At 40.2% G+C, this 23488-nt stretch carries 31 protein-coding genes and 2 pseudogenes; 20 read left to right on the top strand and 13 right to left on the bottom strand.

What is annotated here, in order from left to right:
- Positions 1-174: 174 nt before the first annotated feature.
- Positions 175-705 (top strand): hypothetical protein, encoded by a 531-nt coding sequence (locus tag LC586_RS24310; RefSeq protein WP_229487218.1) that lies wholly within the window; start codon positions 175-177, stop codon positions 703-705.
- 289 nt (positions 706-994) lie between these two features.
- On the opposite strand, the gene LC586_RS24305 is transcribed toward LC586_RS24310, so the two are convergent.
- Positions 995-1243, bottom strand: a complete 249-nt coding sequence (locus LC586_RS24305; protein WP_229487217.1) for a hypothetical protein — start codon at positions 1241-1243, stop codon at positions 995-997.
- Between the two features lie 1270 nt (positions 1244-2513).
- Between LC586_RS24305 and LC586_RS24300 the strand changes: the two genes are divergently transcribed.
- Both LC586_RS24300 and LC586_RS24295 read left to right on the top strand, forming a co-directional pair.
- A complete protein-coding gene (locus tag LC586_RS24300) occupies positions 2514-2876 on the top strand; it encodes a hypothetical protein (protein WP_229487216.1) in 363 nt (120 codons plus the stop codon).
- The gene (locus tag LC586_RS24295) at positions 2876-3349 is read left to right on the top strand and encodes a hypothetical protein (RefSeq protein ID WP_229487215.1); all 474 of its coding nucleotides are present in this window, start codon (positions 2876-2878) and stop codon (positions 3347-3349) included. The genes LC586_RS24300 and LC586_RS24295 overlap by 1 nt, the downstream gene beginning before the upstream one ends.
- 115 nt (positions 3350-3464) lie before the next feature.
- On the opposite strand, the gene LC586_RS24290 is transcribed toward LC586_RS24295, so the two are convergent.
- The gene (locus tag LC586_RS24290; RefSeq protein ID WP_229487214.1) at positions 3465-4571 is read right to left on the bottom strand and encodes an AIPR family protein; all 1107 of its coding nucleotides are present in this window, start codon (positions 4569-4571) and stop codon (positions 3465-3467) included.
- A gap of 418 nt (positions 4572-4989) precedes the next feature.
- On the opposite strand from LC586_RS24290, the gene LC586_RS24285 reads away from it, so the two are divergent.
- A complete protein-coding gene (locus LC586_RS24285; protein ID WP_229487213.1) occupies positions 4990-5181 on the top strand; it encodes a hypothetical protein in 192 nt (63 codons plus the stop codon).
- A gap of 402 nt (positions 5182-5583) precedes the next feature.
- On the opposite strand, the gene LC586_RS24280 is transcribed toward LC586_RS24285, so the two are convergent.
- Entirely contained in the window at positions 5584-5745 is a 162-nt protein-coding gene (locus LC586_RS24280; RefSeq protein WP_229487212.1) for a ribbon-helix-helix protein, CopG family, read from the bottom strand.
- A gap of 605 nt (positions 5746-6350) precedes the next feature.
- Here LC586_RS24280 and LC586_RS24275 point away from each other — a divergent pair.
- Together LC586_RS24275 and LC586_RS42750 are read left to right on the top strand one after the other, a co-directional pair.
- Positions 6351-6836: a VOC family protein gene (locus LC586_RS24275; RefSeq protein WP_229487211.1), complete on the top strand. Its 486-nt coding sequence runs from the start codon at positions 6351-6353 to the stop codon at positions 6834-6836.
- 19 nt (positions 6837-6855) lie between these two features.
- Positions 6856-7080, top strand: a complete 225-nt coding sequence (locus LC586_RS42750) for a hypothetical protein (RefSeq protein ID WP_438822930.1) — start codon at positions 6856-6858, stop codon at positions 7078-7080.
- On the opposite strand, the gene LC586_RS24265 is transcribed toward LC586_RS42750, so the two are convergent.
- Together LC586_RS24265 and LC586_RS24260 are read right to left on the bottom strand one after the other, a co-directional pair.
- Complete coding sequence (locus LC586_RS24265; protein WP_229487210.1) at positions 7081-7578, bottom strand: GNAT family N-acetyltransferase; 498 nt, start codon at positions 7576-7578, stop codon at positions 7081-7083.
- Positions 7579-7686: 108 nt separating this feature from the next.
- The gene (locus LC586_RS24260) at positions 7687-7923 is read right to left on the bottom strand and encodes a twin-arginine translocation signal domain-containing protein (protein WP_229487209.1); all 237 of its coding nucleotides are present in this window, start codon (positions 7921-7923) and stop codon (positions 7687-7689) included.
- 700 nt (positions 7924-8623) lie between these two features.
- Between LC586_RS24260 and LC586_RS24255 the strand changes: the two genes are divergently transcribed.
- On the top strand, positions 8624-9355 hold the full coding sequence (locus tag LC586_RS24255; RefSeq protein ID WP_229487208.1) for an alpha/beta hydrolase family protein: 732 nt from the start codon (positions 8624-8626) through the stop codon (positions 9353-9355).
- 41 nt (positions 9356-9396) lie between these two features.
- On the opposite strand, the gene LC586_RS24250 is transcribed toward LC586_RS24255, so the two are convergent.
- Positions 9397-9786, bottom strand: a complete 390-nt coding sequence (locus tag LC586_RS24250; RefSeq protein ID WP_229487207.1) for a thermonuclease family protein — start codon at positions 9784-9786, stop codon at positions 9397-9399.
- 325 nt (positions 9787-10111) lie between these two features.
- Here LC586_RS24250 and LC586_RS24245 point away from each other — a divergent pair.
- From LC586_RS24245 to LC586_RS24215, 7 genes and pseudogenes are all read left to right on the top strand, one after another.
- Positions 10112-10374: pseudogene (locus LC586_RS24245) on the top strand (hypothetical protein); the annotation flags it as partial.
- Between the two features lie 220 nt (positions 10375-10594).
- A complete protein-coding gene (locus LC586_RS24240) occupies positions 10595-10933 on the top strand; it encodes a helix-turn-helix domain-containing protein (protein WP_229487206.1) in 339 nt (112 codons plus the stop codon).
- Positions 10855-11727, top strand: a complete 873-nt coding sequence (locus LC586_RS24235) for an IS630 family transposase (RefSeq protein WP_229487205.1) — start codon at positions 10855-10857, stop codon at positions 11725-11727. The genes LC586_RS24240 and LC586_RS24235 overlap by 79 nt, the downstream gene beginning before the upstream one ends.
- A 52-nt stretch (positions 11728-11779) precedes the next feature.
- Positions 11780-12004 carry a hypothetical protein gene (locus LC586_RS24230; protein ID WP_229487204.1) on the top strand — a complete coding sequence of 75 codons (225 nt, stop codon included), beginning with the start codon at positions 11780-11782 and terminating at the stop codon, positions 12002-12004.
- 119 nt (positions 12005-12123) lie between these two features.
- Positions 12124-12279, top strand: a complete 156-nt coding sequence (locus tag LC586_RS24225) for a hypothetical protein (protein WP_229487203.1) — start codon at positions 12124-12126, stop codon at positions 12277-12279.
- A gap of 12 nt (positions 12280-12291) precedes the next feature.
- The gene (locus LC586_RS24220) at positions 12292-13626 is read left to right on the top strand and encodes an IS701 family transposase (RefSeq protein WP_229487202.1); all 1335 of its coding nucleotides are present in this window, start codon (positions 12292-12294) and stop codon (positions 13624-13626) included.
- Entirely contained in the window at positions 13623-14471 is an 849-nt protein-coding gene (locus LC586_RS24215; protein ID WP_267921720.1) for a Tn3 family transposase, read from the top strand. Before LC586_RS24220 ends, LC586_RS24215 begins: the two co-directional genes overlap by 4 nt.
- A 324-nt stretch (positions 14472-14795) precedes the next feature.
- Here the strand turns inward: LC586_RS24215 and LC586_RS24210 are convergent, their stop codons facing one another.
- Positions 14796-14945 (bottom strand): asparagine synthase-related protein, encoded by a 150-nt coding sequence (locus LC586_RS24210; protein WP_229487201.1) that lies wholly within the window; start codon positions 14943-14945, stop codon positions 14796-14798.
- Positions 14946-15724: 779 nt separating this feature from the next.
- Here LC586_RS24210 and LC586_RS24205 point away from each other — a divergent pair.
- Both LC586_RS24205 and LC586_RS24200 read left to right on the top strand, forming a co-directional pair.
- Positions 15725-16279, top strand: a complete 555-nt coding sequence (locus tag LC586_RS24205; RefSeq protein ID WP_229487200.1) for an EF-hand domain-containing protein — start codon at positions 15725-15727, stop codon at positions 16277-16279.
- A gap of 165 nt (positions 16280-16444) precedes the next feature.
- Positions 16445-16981: a hypothetical protein gene (locus LC586_RS24200; protein WP_229487199.1), complete on the top strand. Its 537-nt coding sequence runs from the start codon at positions 16445-16447 to the stop codon at positions 16979-16981.
- On the opposite strand, the gene LC586_RS24195 is transcribed toward LC586_RS24200, so the two are convergent.
- Positions 16978-17268 (bottom strand): site-specific integrase, encoded by a 291-nt coding sequence (locus LC586_RS24195; RefSeq protein ID WP_229487198.1) that lies wholly within the window; start codon positions 17266-17268, stop codon positions 16978-16980. The genes LC586_RS24200 and LC586_RS24195 overlap by 4 nt on opposite strands.
- A gap of 191 nt (positions 17269-17459) precedes the next feature.
- Between LC586_RS24195 and LC586_RS24190 the strand changes: the two genes are divergently transcribed.
- Entirely contained in the window at positions 17460-19076 is a 1617-nt protein-coding gene (locus tag LC586_RS24190; RefSeq protein WP_229487197.1) for a GMC oxidoreductase, read from the top strand.
- 2 nt (positions 19077-19078) lie between these two features.
- Here LC586_RS24190 and LC586_RS24185 read toward each other — a convergent pair whose 3' ends face one another.
- A complete protein-coding gene (locus tag LC586_RS24185; RefSeq protein WP_229487196.1) occupies positions 19079-20416 on the bottom strand; it encodes an IS701 family transposase in 1338 nt (445 codons plus the stop codon).
- A gap of 105 nt (positions 20417-20521) precedes the next feature.
- On the opposite strand from LC586_RS24185, the pseudogene LC586_RS24180 reads away from it, so the two are divergent.
- A pseudogene (locus LC586_RS24180) lies at positions 20522-20701 on the top strand (IS4 family transposase); the annotation flags it as partial.
- Between the two features lie 26 nt (positions 20702-20727).
- On the opposite strand, the gene LC586_RS24175 reads toward LC586_RS24180, so the two are convergent.
- The 4 genes from LC586_RS24175 to LC586_RS24155 all read right to left on the bottom strand — a co-directional run bounded on the left by LC586_RS24175 (position 20728) and on the right by LC586_RS24155 (position 22557).
- A complete protein-coding gene (locus LC586_RS24175) occupies positions 20728-20976 on the bottom strand; it encodes a hypothetical protein (protein ID WP_438822929.1) in 249 nt (82 codons plus the stop codon).
- A gap of 27 nt (positions 20977-21003) precedes the next feature.
- Complete coding sequence (locus LC586_RS40800; protein ID WP_267921719.1) at positions 21004-21783, bottom strand: calcium-binding protein; 780 nt, start codon at positions 21781-21783, stop codon at positions 21004-21006.
- Between the two features lie 182 nt (positions 21784-21965).
- Complete coding sequence (locus tag LC586_RS24160; protein ID WP_229487195.1) at positions 21966-22169, bottom strand: hypothetical protein; 204 nt, start codon at positions 22167-22169, stop codon at positions 21966-21968.
- Positions 22150-22557, bottom strand: coding sequence for a hypothetical protein (locus LC586_RS24155; RefSeq protein WP_229487194.1), 408 nt, complete (start codon positions 22555-22557; stop codon positions 22150-22152). The genes LC586_RS24160 and LC586_RS24155 overlap by 20 nt, the downstream gene beginning before the upstream one ends.
- A gap of 37 nt (positions 22558-22594) precedes the next feature.
- On the opposite strand from LC586_RS24155, the gene LC586_RS24150 reads away from it, so the two are divergent.
- Both LC586_RS24150 and LC586_RS24145 read left to right on the top strand, forming a co-directional pair.
- Positions 22595-22846: a hypothetical protein gene (locus tag LC586_RS24150; protein ID WP_229487193.1), complete on the top strand. Its 252-nt coding sequence runs from the start codon at positions 22595-22597 to the stop codon at positions 22844-22846.
- Complete coding sequence (locus tag LC586_RS24145; protein ID WP_306423287.1) at positions 22788-23288, top strand: transposase; 501 nt, start codon at positions 22788-22790, stop codon at positions 23286-23288. Before LC586_RS24150 ends, LC586_RS24145 begins: the two co-directional genes overlap by 59 nt.
- The last annotated feature ends 200 nt before the right edge of the window (positions 23289-23488 follow it).

Raw genomic sequence — 23488 nt, 5'->3', positions numbered from 1 at the left:
TTTTAGATGTCACGGCAGACCTTGCTGCTTTTTTGTGCCGCTTTGTGATCCGATGCGACAGTAAAATATAGTTAATCAAAATTCAGGCGGATCAACCAAAAAAACACCTTAGTTGCAATCCCTAAACTCTTGGTAATTCCCCATTTTGTCTCTATTTAGATATGGTATTAATTAATGCTCATCCGTGCTGATACCCAAATTCCTTTTCCACGCTCCCTGGTTTATGCTACCTATCGGGACAAACTAGTTGAGCTAGTTCCTTATATGCCAAACGTGCGCCAGATCACACTTTTATCCCGTAGTGAAGCAGGCAGTAATGTTTCTAGTGTCAATGAATGGCACGGTGGGAGTGAAATTCCAGCAGCAGCAAGAGTTTTGCTCAGTGAAGATATGCTCTCTTGGACAGAATATAATATCTGGAATCAGACAGACTTTACACTTGAATGGCGTATTGAAACTCACGCTTTCACAGAAGCAGTCAAGTGTTATGGCAAAAATCGCTTTCTGGAAGATGGCAATAATACAGTAATTGAAAGCCGTGGTGAACTAGTGATTGACCCGAAAAAAATCAAGGGAGTACCATTCTTTCTCACAAGTACAATTGCTCATGTAGTCGAAGATTTTTTAGGGAAAAGTATACAACCAAACCTCGTAGCCATGAGCGCGGGAGTGCGCCAGTATCTAGAGCAAAATCCATTAGATTGACATAGATTGACATGCAGCAAGTCAATCTAATGGCAAATATTCTTACCTAAAATATGTTCACAAGCTGTTTTCACCCAAGCAAGACTGTATGCTTCTTCAATATTTTAGACTTCTTGGCATTTGTGGGAACTGGGGTTGGGGGAAGAGGAAAAGGTTTTGTATTGTCCCCTTCCCCTTTAACCAAAACCTTTTCCCCAAGAGTGCAAAAAGCACTTTTGCAAGAGGTCTTTTGCATATTTTGTTGCTCCCTTTACTTCGACAATGCCCAGGTTTAACCTGGGCGCGAAAATTACTCTTCTTCTCCCTGATTAGCAACGTCGGGGGAATTTTTCTCTCTCAAGCGCTTGTTAATCATTCTCTTGTTACTGCGTTCGACATAAACGCCAAAACCGTTTTCCCAAAATACACGGTGCAGTTCTGATAATTTCCAACCCTCAAAGTCGGCCAGTTCTTCTGCTTCTGAAAATAGTGCTGTTGGCACGTAAAGTTCAATTCTGGTCATTCCCTGTGCTTTCGTTCTAGGCATTGTTGCATCCATAGTTAATCACCCAAATTATCAAATGAGATTGGTTATGGGACAAGAACCCTACAAATAAATCAACACTCCCTAATTCTTATATGATATGTAGCTATTATAGATATATATGGGTGTAGTATGGTATAAGAAACTAAATAATCCCGCAAAAAGTGAAAAAGCACTTTGTGCAGGGAGCAATAAACTATGCGGGAAAAACCACGCCACTTGAAGTTATTGCTCTAAACCTCAAGTGAAGGAGCAGGCGTGCTTTTGCCCACGACCTAACAGTGCGTCTCTTGGAGAAGGGCGAGGTTTGTACCTTTCAAGAAGCTAAGTGCCTCTTGTCAAAACTAAAATTTTTCGACTCGGCTGTAATGCACCGAGGTTTACTCAAGGCAGAATCAGTAACAGAAGGAGTGACATGAGTTTACTTGAATTCTTGTGTAAATGGGCTAGGGGAGATAGCAGTGAAGAGTGCAGATTAAAAGCAATGCTATGCGGTTTTTTTGAACGTGACCCTAGAACGATAAGAAACTGGATGAGCCGAACACCAAAATATGTGAAATGGGTGCTAGAGAAAATTGATCAGGAATGGGAGGAATCGGGACAAATAAACTACTCGATTTTTTTTAAAAACTAACGGAAATTTTTGTCACTAGTTTGTCATCAAAATGCATTGCCCGTCTTTGGCGGGTTTTTTAGTATGTATTTAACAAGCGTAACATTGTTGCACTTAACTGAAAGTAAAAAGCGGTCGCTGCCCTGTGAAAGTTAGCCAACCGCTTTTTACCTCGATAAGTCCCATCTGGAAAGAGAATTATGGCACAAAATAACGGATTTTATGCTATTAGAGACAGTCTATTTAACGATAACCATCAGTTTAATCTGAATGCAAAAAAAACAATATTCTCCTATTATAAAAGCCTTAAATATGGATTAAAAATAAACTATTATGCAAATATATTGCTAGTAAAGTTAATACTAATATATCCAAGTTAATTATTGGAATTTATTAGTATCTAGACTCAAATTTTACCAAAATTTAGTAATATCAGTTTGCAAAAAAGGGCTTTCTTACTAAGATTAGTTGATTGAGGTGATTGCAACATTGCAGTAATGTAACAACCATGTTGCAAGCATCAATGTTGCAAGCACTTGCAACATTGCACAGCAAATATCGAGCGCCAGCGAACAAAAGAATGTTAAAAACAGTTGTTTTGACGATATTTTTTACTTTTATATGGAGATGTCAGAGTTCTGATGCAACAATATTGCAAGGGCAGATGAAACAATGAATCAGGACAATTTACATGATATCTTGGCTTCCATAGGAAAAGATCCAAAAATCAATGATGCCTTTTTGGACAATTTGTTATCAAGAAAAGAGTGGAGTAAGATTCTGGAAATTAACCGTATAACTCTTTGGAGATGGGAGGTAAATATTATAAATAAAATTCCTCCGTTAAAAGCCAGCTATTACGAAACAGGAAAAGGCTGCCGAAGTAACTACCTTGACGGATATCAAAGGTTTTTATCAGCAACTATATTTTTTTTAATGAAGGGCAAGAAGTACGAAGAAGTTAAAAGACTTCTAATTGCAAATTTCATGCATCTACGTCGCAAAGATTTTGAACAATGGAGGAAGCAACAATAATGTTTACCAGAAAACAAGTAATCGAATATTTCAGCGATCGCTACAGCGATGTACAAGTGATAGAAGCACTGCGAATCATGCGTGACCACGGGGCAGAGGTTGACCCTGAAGGCGATGAGTTTAGCCCAGACATCACAGAAGAGTTAGAGAAAGTATTTGAACTGGCTGGTGCAGCAATTCATAACCATTTGCACCTGCCAGCATCAGAACAAGAAGCATCAGCAATTCAACAAGCAACCAACATGGCGGCTAGTGTTATCCCAAACATCAATCATCAGATGATGGCGGGAATGATTCGAGTGGTGATGAATGGCGCGGTAGCCCAAGCCAATGCAATAGCAACATTAGAAGCAAAGGTATTTCAGAGGGCGTTAGATCATAGCAGAGGTGCAGTTGCTAACTCTTTCCTTGAGCAAACACAGTACAGCACCCAATACCTGACTTTTCACGGCATGTGGAAAAGGCCATTTTGAGGGTTTTCCAAACCCTGATTTTTCCGTTAGCTATTTTCATTAACTTAAAGCTATTGACAATTAGGCTGTAGAAAAAGTCACGTTTTTTCGAGGCTTGAAGACTTCCCGTGAAAAGTCAGATCTCTTGATTGCGGCTGATTTTTGTACCGACTGTATTCCCTGCTGTTTTCTCCGACACCAAATATTTGCGGAAATAGTTAGTCCATAAGTGTTGGAGAAAATCTTCAGCGAATTCGTCAAATGGCAGAATCCATTTATAGTCTTTATCCAAAAATACCCGATAGGACGCAATTATCGGTAATGCCAGGTCAGTTGGCGCACCAAACCCAAAAGAGTACTTGCTGTCAGGCAATAACGTAGTTTTACGTATATCTATTGAGGCTAAATCGTTGCTACCCTTTCTTCTGGGGCTGCTGATATGGTCTTGAATTATTTCATAGAGTCTTTGCTCTATCCACAGAGCTTGAGAGAGCAGAGGTAGTAAAGCGGTTAACCGTTCCCTTTCTGCGTCTGTAATGTTATTTGGAAGACTCATCCCTACTGGGTGTTTGGTTCGTTTATTACCGTCGGGATTATATTTATTTCTATCGAGGCAGTAAAGCAGTTTCAGCAAATGGGTGACATTGCACTGAGCGTTTCTGGGAGCGCCGCTTTGGTTTTGGTAATAGGCAATGCGGAATTTCCGATCTTCTGCTCTTTCTAACTGGGCTAAATACTGCTTGATAAATTTGTAGTCACCTCTGGCGTTGACTTTTGAGCGAGAATCTACTGGCGTCGTAGTATTACTTGCCAGGGCTATGTCTTTGGCTGATTCTTCAGTCAGTCCGATGTGGATCGTAATTTTTACCCTGGCTTGGGTTAAATCGTATTTGTAATTTTTCGCTTGCTCAAAAGCTAAAACTGTGTGGCCACCGTTAATAATCCCATCGCTACCGCCCTCGTTAGCTTCTAAAATTTCCAGTTCGAGTTCGGTTTTATTTCTGTTGGGCTTAACTTTATTGGCTGACAGAACGATTCCACTGTGGCGAGAGAAGAATTTTGCAGGTTCGGTGGTCAACGAGTCGAAGATTTGTCTGTAGGTTGCGCTTTTGCGGTTGGGTTCCCGGATGTTGGGTTCTAGGGGAAGGTCTATAGGGAAGCTGTCTACGTGGGCGGTGGCGATGATGCAATTGGGGTTGGCTTGAAAATAGTTATCTATCTTTATATTCCAAGTCTTGGGCATACTTTCTAAGCAATGTCAGGGGAATTTCTATGTTAACTAAAACCTTGACCCTGATATTGCTTTCTTGACACGCCTGAAAAGCTGAAATTCACAGCATCATTATGCTTAATTTGTGCAGTGCCTAAATCCTAGCTTAGATAAAGAGTACTTAAACTCTTCAGATTTAAGCACTCTCCTTATGGAAAGCTATTTTCAGCTATAAACAACAGCTTAGTTGCTGTATTTGTCTATAAAAACTAACTTAAGATAGACTATTATTCATACTTAAGTTAGTTGCAAAAAGGGCTAATGTAGAAAAACCTCTAGAACATTTATAACTAAGCTTGATCAGTTAATTTCGCTTAAAACGTATTTATACTCATTCTCGTAACGAGAATGGCTGCTTTACTAATATTCAAAAGCGCAAGCGTACAGTACTATGACTACCACCAAGATTCATTCAGTTGTCTGTATTCACTCTCGTGTTTTAACGGTATTTTACACTCCATGCAAATGCTGGCAGTTTCGGATTGTTAGCCCAGATGGCACGGTATTCGGTGACTATCCGATTTACTATAGCGCTGAGGCAGCAGCAAAAGCTGGGCGTGATTCGATTTATCAAAACCATTGAAGTGTTTAATTCATTCAGTGGCAATCCCAGTCGGAAAAGCACTTTCATCGTACCAGCAGGAGAGCCATCACCCCTAGTCTTGGATACACTTAGAAAGATTCCTTGACTCAGGATTAATGACAAGTAATATTTTTGGATGAAAATCAAGTTTCTAAGTTAAAAGCCCTGGATTTTACCAGGGCTTTATTGTATATGCCGTTTACTAAATGTCAGCTAAAAAAAGTTGCCAGCCCTTTCTATACACATAATCAGCGTTGAATCACTTTCAGCTACTACTGCTGTTGAAATTTTGTCTATTCAGGAGCTTTTTTCATAATGCGCTGGTAGGTGTAGTATCAATATTTGTCGGATTTTGGAAGAAAAGGGAAAGGAAAACCCCTTAAACTTACCCTAGATGAATTGCTAATTGGCATTTTGTACTTCTTGAATTGGCAGAGACCGAATTAATTCCCGGATTACATCGGTTGCTGGTCTGCCAGTCATTGAGCAGTATTTTTCCAGCTTCTCTGCTTCACTTGATGTCAGATTGATTGTAAGTCGTTTAGCAGCCCATTTTTTATTCATAATATTAGACAAGTTAGATTTCGCAACTACTTCTCTAATATCAATCACTTAATCTGTTACTACATGGGTATCAATAATGACTTTTAATTTAAGAGATGATGAAGTAAACTAATATGTTTCTCTAAATAATAGTGAAAATGTAAAGTCTATTTTAGAATATGAAGTTTCAGTCTTTTAAAAAGAGTATTTATTAAGACAATATCAAGAAAGTATAAGACATTTTAATACAAAATAGGTACTCTGATCAAGTAAGTTTTTACCGTTTCTTAAAAAAGCATCGCATCGGCAGCATTTTGTTTTGATATACATCAGTAGCCTAAGCTAAGAAGCTTACCGAGGCACAAGAGTAAAGTATTCTTTAAATTTAAACCCGTTGATTTGACTTCTGCACGCCCGTATACGTTACGCCGATAGTAAAGGCTGGGTAGCCGAGCGTAGACACTGGTTGTACTAGCGATCGCTTATTTAAACGGTAGCAAGCCCATCGAAATAGCTTGGGTAAAATTTTATAATGAAGCTTTGAAATAGGATCACTCTCCCACTGCTCATTATCTTACACTTGCTATCTTTATATGTAATTGTGCAGCATTGTTCATATAAGTTGGATGCTAAAAAGAATCGACCACATTTACCTGTCAGTATCTAATTTTTCTCAATCTGAGACATTCTACGACTTGGTAATGCGAGAACTCGGACAACACAAGGGCGATAAAGTTATTGCCCAAGAACCACACGCTCATTACTTCGGCCCGCAATTTCAGTTAACGATTCGACCTGCAAGGTCAGCACAAAAACACGATCCCTATGCTCCTGGTTTGCATCATCTCTGCTTTCAGGTAGAGACAATGACTGACGTAGACTTATGCTTTGAGAAACTCAGATCAGTGGGAATCAATGTTAGCCAACCCAAACGATATCCTGAATATCATCCTGACTATTACGCAATATTTTTTGATGATCCAGACGGAATCAGACTGGAAATCGTCGCCAAAACACCTGCTCGTCAAGCATTGGAGTTGCGATGGGACGAATTGAAAGAATTTCTTAATCCTCTGCAAACATTGCCTAATACTGAGTTTCATAACGCCTAATAAAGTTTAGCCCCTACCATTGCCCATACTGTCTGAAGAACAGCAATTGCTACAGCTTTGCAGTGATTGGATTACTAGCGCTAAAGCAATTCATCTATGGTGCTACTTTTTCTTTAAACTGCAACAAACAGAAAATTCAGGCACTTTGGTTGCTGGAATAGTCATTGGTTCATTGGTTTTGGGATTACACCCCTCGCTCTTAAAAGCGATCGCGCCGCTCGAATCACCCAAACCCATCAAGTAGTTAGCCATTATATGCGTATACTAAAAATTCAGTGCCTTCATAGATGAACTCTGCCATCTTGCACATACCCATCTTTTGATGTGCCTGAAGTGATGCTTTGTTGTTTGCCTTAATGAACAGTATCCCTTCCCGCTCTGGTAAAAAATCTTTCAACTTGGTGAACATTACCCCAGCAATACCTTGCCCACGCATAGTTTCATCAACACAGATGGGGCCATATAAGTAAGCATCTTTTGTACCAGCGTAGGCTTGTAACATCACCTTTACTATTGGTAAATTAGCAGTTGCCTTTGACCAACTGAGTAAGAATCCTACAACTTGCCCATCTTTGCGGGCTACAACGCTCGGCATTTTAGATATGGTCATCATCACTGCCTCTGGCTCAAGATGACCTAACAACATACCACCATGTTCTGGGTCATTGGCTTGGGACAACTTGACAATTCCAGCAACATCGCTGAGGCTGGCACGAGCAATCACGACATCATTGAGACACATACTTGATTGAAATAAGTTAGTTGGAGAAACCTCACAACCAAAGAATTTTCTTTAATTTTATAAGAATAATAGAGCAGAGTAGATCAGAGATGTTGGATTAAATAGCTTTTAACACTCATGTTTGCTTATAGCACTATTTACAATTTTGTCCGGCTCTAAGGCAGCCGATTTCTCAGTCAAATCAAATTCAGCACTTTCGGGAAGGATTGCTGGATAATGACCTTCGCTGGCAGCATCTGCCACTTCTTTTTTTAGTAACTCTGCCCCACCCACAGCTGCTGTACTAATAGCTACCCCTTGGAGAAAACTACGCCGTGAGGTCTTCTTCCTACCTTTTGATGTCATGGAGTAACTCTCCCTACATATTGCGCTTATTACAGCATTTCACAAATGGGGGTGCAATTTAACTGCATTCTAAAATAGATAGCACTTGAACAACCTTGCCTCTTTTGACAACCAATTTACAGACAAGCCTAAGTAAAAAATTTTTCTGATTACTGGAAAAACAACTTAGCAAATGCCCAAGAGAGCATTGTGTTTTTTGACAGAGAGCTGCAAAGTTTTACTTAATAACTTAGTCTGAAAATTGATAAACACAGATATTAATGATTGTCCTCACCGCAAAGAGTTCTCTTTGTTTTAAAAGAACCTACGCCCTTGGACGGTTACATTTCATTCAGGTCTACCCAAAGTTTTTAATGTCAAAAGTTTTACGATTTCTTTGTCAGAAATTTTCTGCTTTGGCCGAAACCACTTGAGACTAAAGACTGATTTCTCAATTTATCGACACCAGTAATATTAGAAATTAGGTGTATTTTTTGGGATATAAAATAACATATTTTTCAATTGTTACCATGTCCAATAGTGTTTTAACTCAAGAGGGTTCTCAACAACAAGTAATATCCCTAACTAGAGTAGTACAAAAGGACTCTCCCGGTGGACTAGATGTTTTATCAAGGAGGGGAAATCCCACCTAGAAATTTGCCAGGGTAAGACATAATTTTCGCCTCAAGAAATAAAAATTTTCCACTACCGAATTTTTCAAATGGTTGAAGTCAACTTTAATGTTTGGGGTAACGGTTCTATCAACCGTTCTGGGCATATTACTTCTGATGCACCGACTTATGTCGTTATTCATGGTTATCAAAACACTGGTGGCAATGCAGGTAATAACTACAAAGCTGTTGATTGGATGGAAAATATAGCCCAAACCATTCGGCAACGTGAGTCAAATGCTAATATCATTCTGGTAGATTGGGAAGAAGGAGCTAGTTCCTTGTGGTATTCCACTTCCGCCGCCAGAACGCGCGATGTCGCCAGTCAGCTGGCTACCTACTTAGTAAATAATGGTGTAGATCCGACTTACACCAATCTGATCGGACATAGTTTGGGAGCGCACATTGCTGGATTCACTGGCTCAACCTACCGTGAATCTACAGGGCGTTCTCTTACTCAAATAATAGGTTTAGATCCAGCAGGACCTGAGTTTGAAGGCAAAGCAGCAAGCGAACGCTTAGATCCGAGCGACGCCAATCGCGTTGTATCTATTCATACTAGTGAAACTTTAGGCTATGATGCTCGCTTGGCTACCCTGGATGTCTATGCCAACTGGAACGATCTATTTCAGCCTGGACAGTGGAATTTTGCTGGTAATCATGGTTATGCCAATATTCTCTATACAGAATTACTCCAAGGCAATAGCTTTACCCAGTCCAACGGTATTCTCCTGAACTTGAATACAGTAGTCAATGCTGAATTTACTTCAAATACAACTTAAAATTCTTTATCAAGTTTTAGACTTGCACTACTCAAAGTTTTTTATTTTTCGCACCCAATCCCATCTCCATCTTTGTCAAAACCATTCGGGTCAGGTGGCAAGACTCTAAACCTTCTTTGCGTGATATCTCGGCAATTCAAATCGGGTGAATTTTTGGTCAGACAAAAATCTGGGTAAGAGGGATCACAGTTATTCTGTTGCTGCGGTTGGATCGGTTGTGAAGTTGTCTTTTGGGTAGCTCTGTGGCGGAAGTCCCAAGGCATTACAGGATTGGCCTGACTCCAAAATGCTAGACGCTGTTGTTTGGCATAGCTCTCACCCTGCAACAAACTATCTCTAGACTCTGGACAGTTTTTGCGATATTGGAGATAAACTACAGCCTGTCCCTCTTGCACCATGTTGACATTGACACTGCGATTCTCGACAAACACCTCTGCTGCTCTCCCACAGCAGCCCACGCAAGGGAACTGCCTTTGACCACAAGGATTAACACCCAACCGAAAAAAGCGATGTTTGGCAACAAGCTGCTTTGCGCCTACGCGTAATGGTAAGGATTTAATTACTGATTGCTAAACTCCAGTACAAATTGGAAAGATTAAAGTCAACCGTTGTCCAAACCTAACTTTGACATCGGGTATCTGGCTGAAATGCTTCTCCATGAGCTTTCATCCCAATGAGGAATTAATAACAATTTTTTGATAGAGTGATGCTTTGTCGAACGTTAGGAATCTCCATGTCGTCCCAGGTATAGCTCCTCCAACCGCAGCAACTATGCCAGAGCGATCGCGCGTCGGCTACTTGAAAATGTTCCTCAACTACATTGCCCTAAGCGTTGATACTGAAGGTCATTTCCTACGGCTAATGCGACAAACACAGACTGAGATAGAACTGTTTAACCTCTGCTCGCCACCGAAAAGGGCGGTTACGCCATCGCAATCAGGCGGGCGAAATAGCGCCATTGCGTTCTCCTTTGTGATAGTAGGAAAACTTTAGCCCTAGCACCATACTCAGGGGTGTAACTATAACGACCCAGATTGCCTGATGAATGAGTGCTAAAACTGTTCCGCAACCGAAATTTATGTTTTAAAGTGGGAAATAGTTTGATAAACAGCGTTTGTTAACAAACCAATGAAAATGTTCGGCTTAGTACAGCATTTCATTAATTCGTAGCGAATTGACAAGGGAAAATTTTTGAATGTAGTGTAAGTATACACAAACATCCCTCAACCATTCAGTACTATGATTGGTCGGCAAAAAACTTACAGGGTGCAGCTAACAGAAGACGAAAAAAAGCTGTTGCAACAACAAGCGCTGGCGCGTAAAACAGGTCAAAGTAAAGCCAGACGAGCGAAAATTCTACTAAAAGTTGACGAAAATCCCGATTGGGCGGATGCTCAAATAGCTGGAGAAATAGGGTGTTCATCTGGTCTTGTACGTAAGTGGCGCAAACGCTGGTGTCAAACTCGTAGCCTAGAAGAAGCGCCACGCCCTGGTCGTCCTTGCCTGTTTCAAGCAATTGTAAAAGCACAAGTTACAGCGATGCTTGTAGCAAGCCAACGGATTTTGATATCCCGTTAGCGAGGTGGAGTTGTAGCGATATTGCAGCACATCTCGTCACACTAGGTATTGTAGTTTCCATTGCAACTTCAACAGTTTGGCGGTGGCTAAAATCTGAACGGATAAAACCTTGGCGGTTTCATGCTTGGATGCATCGGATTGATGATAATTTTGTTGAAAAAGCAACACCTGTACTCAGATTGTATGCCCAAGCAAAATTTTTACTTTCTGCCGGATTTTGGGTAGTGTGTGTAGATGAGAAAACTTCAATCCAAGCACGATTTGGCTTGCATCCTAATAAAGCAGCAGGTGTGGAACAACCAGTTCACTTTGCTGCCAGATATGTCAGAGAAGGAGCAACACATCTTTTCGCAGCTTTAAGTGTTGCTGAGGGTTTGATTTATGGCTGTTGTAGTCCGACGAAAACATTTCTCGATTTTCAGACATTTCTAGTATCCGTATTGATTCCAGAAGCTATTCGTCGTGGTGTACGCCATATCTATTTAATCCTTGACGATGGCTCTACTCATGCCCCAAAACAATTACAGGCTTGGTTGAATCAGAAACAAAAAGAGGAAGGTTGGAGTTTTACAGTCGAAGTTGTTTGGCTGCCAAAATATGCTTCTTGGTTAGACCAAATCTCGATTTGGTTCAGCATTCTACAGCGTAAATTACTGACTCCAAATGATTTTCCTGACATCGAGACGTTACAGCAACGTATCACTGATTTTATTATCCGCCACAACGACTCCGCACAACCAATAAAATGGTCATATACAGTGGCGCAAATGATGGAGAAATTCGCTACGAATTAATGCAAAGCTGTACTTAGTCCTGCCAGTCCTGTTGATACTAGGCACGCCTGCTATGGCAGTTGAGTTCAAAGGGCAAAATATTGATGGTCAAAAGCTGCCTGCTAAAGCTTATTACTATGCAACTGGTGGTCTCTACAAAGTTCAGGTCAGCTTTCACAATAAGCGAGCCACAATTTACTTTGACGACGGCAACCAAACAATCATACAGTTAAACCAGCAGGTAATTACTGACTCAAACAATATTGAAGGTTTTGGAATTGTGGGCAATATCCTATAAATAGCACGTTCAGTGTTGGCTTGGTGTATGACAATAATTGGCTCGGCAGTAGTGATAGTCAATTGCAACAGTCAAATCCACTAGAAGGGTTGTGGAAAATTAGTTTGGAGTGAATAGTAATGTTGACTAATTTTCTCCCATCACAAGTTAATCAACCCAAAGACCCAAAAGCGATCGCTTTTGTCCAAAGTATTCAGAGAATTGCCCTTACAACCTCCCTAATCCCTCTTTTGTTACTTTGGGGAGAGTATAGTCAGGAAGGAAACCGGAAATAGTAATTAGCAAGGATGGTTACGCCACGCAGAGAAGCAGTAAACACTGTTGCCTTCATAGATAACTATTGTCAACACTATTATTCATTATTTGAAGATGTGAGATATTTTGAGGCATTCAAGTATTTACATGTGGGAATGTTATCAGAGACCCGCTACAAATCGCTGCCAGAGATAGCGAAAACAGTAGGATTAAAAGACGGTCAATCGCTACATCATTTTTTGAGAGACGCACTGTGGGATGTCAAAAAAATGAGAGAAACGAGGCTGTGGTTAACAAAAATGTTTGTGGGAGAAAGAGAAATAATTTTATGTATTGACGAAACAGGAGATCAGAAAAAGGGGAAATCAACAGACTATGTAACTCGTCAATATATTGGGAATTTAGGAAAGACGGAGAATGGAATAGTATCAGTAAATGCTTATGGAGTAGTAGATGGGATTACTTATCCATTAATGTTTGAAATATTTAAACCTAAAAACCGACTGCAAGATGGAGATAAATACAAAACCAAACCCCAAATAGCAGTAGAGATTATTCAAGAGTTGAAAGCATGGGGATTTAAAATCAAGTTAGTTTTAGCAGATAGCCTGTATGGAGAGAGTGGAGATGTAATTAGATGTTTAGAAAAGTTACAGCTAGAGTTTATTGTAGCAATTCGCTCCAATCATGGAGTGTTGATGCCACCAGGAAGTCGAAAACGTTATAACCGATGGAAAGCATATGAGCAAAAGCTTTCAGATCGTCAAACTGAAACTCGTTATCTGAGAGAAATTATTTTTGGTCAACGTCGCTGCATCAGATATTACCAAATCAGTAAGGTTAATACTCCTGACCCTACTGGAGATGAAAGTTGGTACGTTATGACTAATTTATCAATTGATTTGTCAGGTAATGTTGCTCAACTTTATAGTTTAAGGAATTGGATTGAGTATGGTTTTAAACAAGTCAAGAATGAACTGGGCTGGGCTGATTTCCGTCTGACTAATTATGAAAGTATTGAACGCTGGTGGGAAATAATTTTTAGTGCCTACCTTCTAGTCAGCATTCAAGCAACTTATTTTCAACTCAATCCTCAACCACAACCAACATCTACTTCCGAATTATCGTCATCAAGTGATGATGATATTTATCAACATAGTCAACATCCTTATTGGGAGTCTGGTACAACATGGAAGAGTGCTTTGAATAACATAAGATTGATTATTCAACCATATGTTTTTTACTGTTTAATTCGACCTTGGCTAACAGTATTTAACATTCCTGGCATGAAACGTTGCTTTTTGAAATTAATTGACTTTATGAATGATTTTCGGGCGAGTCCAATCAGTTTTCCTATTGCTAGTTGAATAAGATTGCTGTTTTTTCTTTCCCCAAAGTAACAAAAGAGGGATTAGATGTTGACTCCTCAGAGTTATCGATCTGGAATGAATTAAAATTAGACCCCGGAAGGATTGGTGTAGAAAGTTTTCAAAAATCAATTGAAAAATTATCAATTTTGGTGGATAGTCATGGACAAAGTGAGGTAGCTTTTGCTTTCTGCCATTTGTTAGGTTTTCAACTGATGCCACGTATTAAACGCATTAATGTTCAAAAATTATATTTACCAATCAATGGAAGTGCCAGTGATTATCCCAATCTACAACCTGTTCTAACTCGGACAATCAACTGGGATTTAATTCGTCATCAATATGACCAAATGATTAAGTATGCTACTGCACTTTGCTTAGGAATAGCAGAAACAGATGCTATCTTAAAGCGTTTTACTAGGGGGAATTTGTTGCACCCTACTTATCAAGCTTTATGTGAATTAGGGAAAGCAGTCAAGACTATCTTTCTATGTCAATATCTGCATTCAGCAGAACTGCGTCGAGAAATTAATGAGGGGCTAAATGTAGTTGAAAATTGTCATAGTGCTAACAGTTTTATTTTTTATGGCAAGGGTGGAGAAGTAGCCACTAATCGCTTAGAAGATCAGGAGTTGGCTATTTTATCCTTACATCTGCTACAAATTTCATTGGTGTATATTAATACATTGATGATTCACCAGGTATTGTCACAACCGCAATGGATGAAGTTAATGACTAAACTTGACTTGCGGGCGCTTTCACCTTTGATTTGGCTGCATATCAATCCAAAAGGTACTTTCAACTTGGATATGAACGAACGTTTGCCTATTGAAACTGCTGCATAAACATACAACTGGAGTTATATCTTCTTTATTAAGCATAACTATTACCTTTTTACTCCGGCGATCGCCTGACTGTATTTCATGCAATCGCAGCAAGAGCGTTGATTGATAATATCCCAATAAATGGCTTTTTTCAAAGACAAATGTCTATGGTTATGCTAGGTTTTTTTCGGTTAACCCATAATATTGCTGCAACGGAGGCTGTAATACTCATTATTTCGTAAAGCGATCGCATCCTTTTTTGATGCCTTGGAAGCATAAGCACGTTTTAACGGCAATCTTATCCTTCCACTAACAGTTTTTAAACTAAACGGTTTAGTTTGCACTTCATGACAGCTTCGCCAGTTCTACCCCTACAGGTACATCACTCATCAGTTGTTTTTTCACACTGTCAGCAAACAGTTCGCGGTACTCTGTAATGTAATCTTGGGGCGAACGATGGTCTTGTTTGCTTTCAGTTACGAAATAGTTACTCAATTGCCAATAGCAGTTGACATCAACAGTCCCCTTTGCGCAAAATGCTTTTGCGTTGGGATGCTCCCAGTTGCTCAGTCCCACTTGTGAGAAAACCCGCAAATCCACACATGATAAATTTATACCTAAACTTTTAATGCTAGTACTAAATCTTATATGATTTCTGATCTCAGATACTACACCGAGGCGTACAAACCCAGTGTTGGGATTGTTTTAAATTGACCCCCAGAAGAGTTGCTCAGGCTATGGGGATCATTTTAGAGGCGATTGGCACTCCTGCCCGTTCGCCCAAACCTCAAAGGATTGTCCCCAGGCTGGAAAGCAGGGCAACCACGACAACGTAGAATTCGCTATCCAATAGTCAAAAAAAGTACAGTAAAGCCCCGTAAAGAGAAAGCAAAATCTGCTTAATCTTAAAGATTTTCATCTTTGAAGGTTGTGTTTTATCAACTCAGCACTGCTGGGTCGTTTCTTGTTGCTTAGTCTAGTTAGGAGTGCGAAACTCAGAAGGCTCATTCTATAAAGCTTAAAAACCAAGGTTTTAGTTCCTGGAAACATCTTAAATCCGTATTCTTATTTTTTGGAAATTTAGTTTCGCACCGTCAACTAGTCTAAACTCCAGTAATTGAGCAGGGAGAGGCTATCTTTCAAGGGACGATCTCTGATTTTCGTAACCTAGCAGACGCACATTTAGAATTTCTTAATCCTTGATTGACAGAACATTAAGTTGTATATCATATCGCATTTACTATAGAGTAAATACGTGATGTCACATAAACCGGATGAACGATTTCCTGGATCGCAAACTCTCCCAACGCTTTCGCACCTTTGATGACGATCGCAATGGCTTTATTGAGCGGATCGACTTCGAGATGTCGGTTACGCGTCTGGCTGAAGAATTCGGTCACCAATCTGAATCTCCTGCCCGACAACGGCTGCTCGATCTTAGCTTAGGACTTTGGGAACACTTGCTTCAAGTCGCCGACACAAACACCGACGGGCGCATCAGCGAGGCCGAGTACAAAGCAGCATTCGCGTTGGGACTGCTAGAAACCACCGAAACGTTTGACCAGGGCTACATGCCTTTGCTTTGCGCCATTATGGATATCGTTGACCAAGATCGCGACGGGAAACTTACCGTCACTGATCAGATCCGCTGGACTGGTGCTATGATGCACCTATCCGAGCGATATGCCCGCGAGGTATTCCGCCGCCTTGACCAGGACGCGGATGGATTCATCTCCACTCGTGAACTACTCGAAGCCATCCGCGCTTTTTACTTCGACAACTCGCCCGATTCTCCGGGCTACTGGCTGCTTGGCCCCCTCGATTCATAACCCCTGAAGAACTGCAACAGGCTCATGCGTGTCGAGTTTGTGAAAGATTGTGTTTCCTGACGCCGAGTTTTACCGAGTACCTGATACTCGATGTTCAAGTTTTTAAATTTGGAGTTGGAAATCTAGGTTTCACGTTGATTGTTCTGTGGAAAAAGAAGAAGAAAAATGCACAAACCTATGTTTTTAAAAGTTTTGTTATTCGCTGCTGTTTTTCTTAGCACAGCAAACTCAACGGTTTCGGCGTTCAATGGAATTAATCAATTACTATTTAATATTGTTGTTAACAAGTTAACGTTTATATCCGAGAATGAATCAATATTAAAACGTCAGCCTACACCTGTTAAGGTGGTGGATGAACATCTGAGGGCATTGAACGCTTGTTCATTCGATCGGCTCATGGCTCAGTATCCAAACAAAGCTGAGGTTCATCTGCCTGATGGTGTCGTAATTAAAGGGCGGACGCAGTTACAAACACTAGTTGCAGACTTCGTTAAGTCTCGTGAGCAAGGCGGTTTATGCGGCCTTACCTTTACTCCTGAGTATGTCAGCCAAGTTGATCAAACAATTAATGTTCAGTGGCGGGCTGAAGCTCCTTTTCTGGCAGAACCCTATCGCGGTTCTGACGCTTATGTGACGAGTAATGGGTTAATGTATGCACAGGTGACTACGTTTAAAGCGTCAGACCTCAAGTTTAAACCTTAGAAAGTATTTAATTCGCTAACTCTTACTCCTGTATAAAGTAAAGTTTTTATTAGAACCATATCTTGCACATTACGAGTGTGCCAAACAGCTTCATAGTATCGTTGAATTTCTGATTCTGTTGGCACATCAGGTAATTGTTTAGTTGATGTTTTGGGAACTGAAATTTCTAACTCAGTTCGCAAATAGCGAAATACAGTTTTTAAGTAAGTATAATCAGGATTTTCTGAGCGCAGATATTTGGCTAATTCATGCGCTTTTTTCTTAGCAGGAGTTCTAGGATAATTCACACGGGTACCTCCAACGACTCATGTTCAATTCGTAAAAAGCCAAATTTAGAATTGCTGTATTTTCTTCTTGGCGCATCAGCACAGCGCAGGAAGATGAAAGCTTTGATAAGCAAAGTTTATCAGTTATTTTTGCGTGACTTCTTACCCTTACAATCTGAATTGCAACCTACTAATTACCAGGCGTGTGGATTATGTTTCATCAGTCTCAAGGACGTCGTCGGTTTCTTCAAAATGCAGCGATATTTTCTACTGGTTTAATGGCTTCACTGTTGAGCGATCGTCCGATTCACGCCAGTGATGAGAGTGTAGAAGCCATCGTGATCGGTAGTGGTTTTGGTGGTGCTGTTGCAGCTTTGCGTTTAGGACAAGCTGGTATTAATACTTTAGTACTAGAACGAGGTCGTCGTTGGCCCATTACGCCTGAGCAAAATACTTTTGCTACTTATCGTAAACCTGATGGGCGAGCTGCATGGCTCAGTTCAACGACTTTTGATGGTGTACCTATTGATGTATATACAGGTGTTTTAGAGCGTAAAGATGAAAATGGAATTACTGTTTTATGTGGCGCTGGCGTTGGCGGTGGGTCCCTAGTTTATAACGGCGCTACTTATCAACCTCCTCGTCAATTATTTTATAAGGTCTTTCCTCGCGATATTAACTACGACGAGTTGGATAGAGTTTATTATCCGCGTGTCCTTTCAATGCTAAAAGCATCTCCAATTCCACAAGATATTTTAAATACCAGTTACTATGATTCAACGCGGCTGTTTCTTAAACAAGCAACTATTGCGGGATTACCTCATCGTTTGGTAGATGCAGCTTTGGATTGGGACATAATTCGTCAACAAATTCAGGGAACTAAAATTCCTGACGCTATTATTGGTGAAAACTGGTATGGTTTAAACAGTGGAGCAAAAAACAGTCTAGACCGTAACTATCTAGCCCAAGCCGAGCAAACTGGACATGTAAATATTCTCCCTCTACATTTAGTAACGGCAATAACTGAAGTTCCAAGATTCGGTTATCGTGTTTCGGTAAATGAAATTAACGAATTCGGAGAAGTCGTGGCGACAAAAACTTTTACCAGTCGCTATTTGTTTTTAGCAGCAGGATCTATAGGAACTTCTGCTCTTTTGGTGAAGGCTAAAGCAACCGACACTCTCCCTAGATTAAATGAATATGTAGGTTTAGGATGGGGAGGTAATGGAGATAGTATAGCTCTTCGATCGGGTTTTTCAGAACCCACAAATCCTGGTCAAGAGGGTGATGGATTTGCAACTGTTCAACACTTCGATAATCCTCTAGGTCCAATCTCAATACTACATGGTACACAATGGAATGCTCCTGAAGGAACCCTCATATCTCTTGGTATGGGTATCCCAACACTAAAGGGCAAATTTAACTACGATGCCACTACAGGTTTAGTTAAATTAACGTGGCCTGTTAATAGTAATCACCCAAAAGACACCAAGGTTTTACAAGCTACGGAGTACACTTACAAACTACTTAATCAGAAATATCAGGATAAGAACCCAATCACAGTTACCTTGGATGCAAGTGTTATCGGTCATCCTTTAGGGGGAGCAGTTTTGGGACTCGCTTGTGATTTTTACGGGCGAGTTATGGGATATCGGGGGCTTTATGTTGTAGATGGCGCTATGATTCCAGGCTCTACAGGATGCACAAATCCCTCCTTCACCATTGCAGCTTTAGCAGAACGCAACATTGAGAGGATTCTTAGAGACGATATTGTTACTAGATATCCCTCTTCTGTCACTCTCCGAGATAAGCAAGTAGTAAATAAGTGAAATCATCCAGAAGCAAAAAAGGGTTTAAATTGGTTCATGGCACAAATTAGATGATTAAATCCTAGCAATAAATGAGAATTTGGGAAAATATCTAACCAGGGATAAATCAGCCAAAATAGTAAAAGAGGTTGGACAATTAAACGAAGATTATTAAGAGTATTCTTCCATCCAGAATCATGATTCCATTGTTGATGATGAGAAAAATCTACACAATTAGCACAACTAGTACCTGTCACCTCAGTTTCAATTTGAAGAGATTGATTTAAGGCTAACAAGGCTGGGGAATTTAAACTAATCATTGTGTAAACACAAAAAATAATTTCCCACCATCTCTCTATATGTTGAAAATTTGTCAAGCGATAATCTGTCCAGCCGAGTTCCTGTTTACATTGTCGAAACCCATATTCTACCCAGGTTCTTAATCCATATAAATCGCCTAAAGTTTTTTTGAGATTTCCTTGAAGATTCGTCATAACAAATGAAGTAGAATTTTCCGGCATTGTTTCTGGATCAGTAGTTATTTCCCAGTAAGTTATGGCTCTTTTTTTACCATAAATTATTTCTCGGATATATCTGATTTCGGTTTTTTGATTACTAAATGTTCTCTCAAACTTGCACCACTTGTTAGCTCTAACGCTCTGATTGGCTGGCAGCCAGACTCCATGATTACTTCTAATTGCTACAACATAAGCTAATTCATATTCATTGAGCTTTTTTATGAATTCGCTACTTTCACTATATAAACTATCCGCTAATACTAATTTAATATTAAACCCCTCATTTATTAATTCTGTAATAATTTCTGACGCTAACTCTATTTTGGTTTTATATTTATCTCCTGATTTGAGCGTCCCCTTCGGTTTAAATACTTTGAAACTTAATGGAAATGTTATATTTTCATAAACTCCATAAGCATTGACTGATACTATTCCATTATCTATTTTTCCTACGCTCCCTAGATATTGTCTTGCAACATAATCTGTCTTTTTACCTTTTTTCCTATCTCCAGTTTCATCTATTACTACGGTTATCGCCTGACCATTTAATGCTTTCTTTAATTTATTTAATCTTCGGCTCTTTAATTTCTTTACTGACCAATCTGAATAGGCTATGAAATGATGTAATGACTGTGCCGAGTTTATACTTACTACTTTGGCTATTTCTGGTAATGATTTTCTTTTTATTGGTGAAATTATTCCTAAATGTAAATATTTGAAGCATTCATAATTTCTTACTTCTTTGAACAGGTCTTTATACTCTGCACAATATTCATCTACGATCGCAACTGTTGGATGGGCATCTCTTGCCAGATGTTTCAGGATTTGTAATTCTACATCCATTGCCCTACTTACCTTCCAGGGTTTTTTCTTCTAATACTTTTATTTAGAATACCCGGAAAGTGACAGAAGAGGGATATAGCAACCGCCAAGGCGGTTAGGACATTCATAGTGGCAGCAGTATTAACACTATTGTGGAGACAAGTTCCTGGAGTACAAGAGTTAAATCGCCTTTTGGCTAGAGTTGGTTTCTTATGGTGCCGTGTAACTAAAGTTGCTCAACAATCACTTTCTCAAAGGTTTTTGGCATTTCCTGCTGAATTATTTGAGCGGGTCTTTAAAGATTTATATCAAATCCGGTAGCATCGGAATAATTAAGCTGATGTCTGAGGCCACCAATGATAGTAAGTAACCTGCCGAATTAAAACTTGCTGTTCTAAAAGAACTTGACAGCGTTGGAATAAAGCTTGTTCTAAATCCTCAAGTGTCTCGAAAGAACGATTTGCTATGGGTTCGTTAATTAATGGCCATAAACGTTCCGCAGGTTGCAATTCAGGTGAATAGGCTGGGATGCGACCAATGAAACAGGAATTTCCTACCGGATAGTTAGAAGCCCACACCATAATATGCAGATTTGGTGTGGGAGGATGTCATACTATCTGAATATCTAGACTTGCCACAAAACCAATAGGTCTATTTTCAAGAATGGCGAATCTAGATTCCTGGAAGAACAAAGAACCGTTTAGAGGATCATAACTAAAGTCACTGGTTTCTATAGCACCAAACCCTGCTTGAGAAATCTGAATTTTGTCACCTTCAGTTGCTCTGAAGTCTTTGATCACGTCAACACCCTCGAAAACATTGGTGAAAACAAATTTATCTGCACCAAGCCCACCAGTGAGAACATCCTTACCACCTCCACCAGCAAGAATGTCATTACCTCTATTGCCAGAAAGCGTATCATTTCCTCCATTGCCAAATAAAAGGTTATTTTGACTATCTCCAACAATGGTGTCACTTTGATTTGTACCTTTAACATTATCAAAGTTTATAAATGTGAATTCAACTGTGCCTATGTTAGGAACATCGTTGACTACGAAACTTTGAGTTTCAAGGTTAGCGTTGACTGATGCATCTCCAACTAAAAGGGGCACTGAAGGAGCAATTGATGCATCTATAGTGTTGTTTGCAGCACTAGCATCAACAACAAGCTTTTCAAAATTGACAAGGAAATCTGTACCTAGTCCGCCACTTTTTTTAAGAGTTCCATCAATAAAGATGGTAGAGTTTACACCTATTTTGCTGTAATCGGCAGTGTCAGTACCATCTTTGCCATTCAAGGTATCATTACCTGCGCTGCCGATAAATCTGTCATTTCCAGCAGTCCCGACTAAAGTATCGTCTCCATCTGTGCCTATAATTGTTGCCATAATTTTGCTGATCTAGTACTAGGGTAACTGCTGTATACTATCTTAGTATCGACCATTTTGTACTGAAATTTCAGCAGCATCGAAGTTGATTTTTGAAGAAGCTGTAATTATTTTTACAGTTAGATGACGATGCTCTCCTTTGATTAATCAAAAGACTTTGCAACTATTTCCGGCACTGGGCCTCACCTCGATATATCAGAATGCGTAAAGCCTGGATTTCCTGAAGCGAACTCTCGCTTCAGGCGTGCAATCTCTGGGATTAGCTCTTGTTGCCTTTGCACATAGTCTTGGTGTTGTTGTTCTAGCTGGGCAATCTTGGAGTTTAATTGCTGTATCTGTCGTGCTGCTTTCGTCAGAGTTGATTCTCTAGTTTGAGTCATCGTCATACGTTTTGCTCCTCGTAGTTAGTTTTTGATACCCCTGCCAATCAGGGCATTGTTCCAAGAGCCAGCCTTGGGGGTGAACAGCGCAATTGAAAATTACGCCGTTGTAAATGTAGCCGTGAAAATACCTGCAACCTTGGCAGGGGGTAGGAATAAGTACAGGTTTGGGCAGTTCTCTCCTCTCCACTACCTCAATTCGGTTCGCAAGAAACACTGTTAACCCAGTGCCAGCCAAGCCTAAACCGAAAGCCAGCTTTGCATAGTTAACAGGTATAGTTATACTCAAGTAGTTCGGCTTCTTTTGCCCGAAAGTTAGAATACAGCCGCTCAAAGTGGCGGAAAATGCAAAAGTGGCGATCGCACAACCGAGAACTAACTGTTTGCGGCTCATAATTAATCCTGCCAGAGAAAAAATTTCCTCTTTTCAAATGGCGAAAATGCTCAAAGGTATGATGACATCAGCTCAAAAAGAAGGACTAACTTTTACCCAACCAACCCCCGAAGAACAAAAAGCTGCCCAAGAAGATCTCAAAAATCTCCTCAACAAATCTCGTAATGCTGAACAGTCAAAGGAAGAAGTACAAGCTAAACTTCAAGTTGAACCGGTATCACTCAAAAAAGATGGTGGCGCAAAGATGGAACATGGCTCTCGATTCACGAACGCTTACCTTTATGGGTAAGGGTCAGTCAAAACCGAGAAGCATCCCAAGCGCGAGGCAATTATGGACAGCCAAAGTGTTGAAACTGCCAACTTTGGTATCGCAGGAGGTTGGTTATGATTGTGGGAAGAAGATCAAAGGACGTAAACGCCATATACTCGTGGATACATTGGGTTTACTCATTGTTGTTGTCATTACTGCTGCCAGTGTTAGTGAGCAAGCAGGCGCAAAACTCGTTTTTTCCAAACTCGATTCTGTCCGCGTTAGCGAAGCTCCTCTGAAAGAGGCTCGCTTCTGTCGTTTAATCACGATTTGGGTTGATGGCGGATATCGGGGGCAAAATTTTCAGCATTGGGTCATTGATGTCTATCGATGGATTTTAAATGTTGTTACCCCCCGAGAAGAACAGAAGGGTTTTGTCGTATTACCTAAACGCTGGCTTGCCCTTAAGGACATAGGGTAGGTTTAACTGGTGAGCTAGCGCGGTCTTGGGGGTCTCCCCCATGAGCGACTAGCGAACCCGAAGGGTGTCGGCGATTAAGTAAGGATTATGAAATCTTACCAGAAACGACAGAAACCTTTGTTTACATTGCGATGATTCGTCTGATGCGATAAACTTCTTGCGTGATTAAAATCACCCATTAAAAACTTTTCAGACCTCCT

Origin of the sequence: Nostoc favosum CHAB5714, assembly GCF_020829495.1 — a bacterium.
In the GTDB taxonomy this organism is placed as follows: domain Bacteria; phylum Cyanobacteriota; class Cyanobacteriia; order Cyanobacteriales; family Nostocaceae; genus Nostoc; species Nostoc favosum.
The sequence above is the reverse complement of the archived record's forward strand: the minus strand, read 5'-3'. Positions and strand labels throughout refer to the sequence as shown.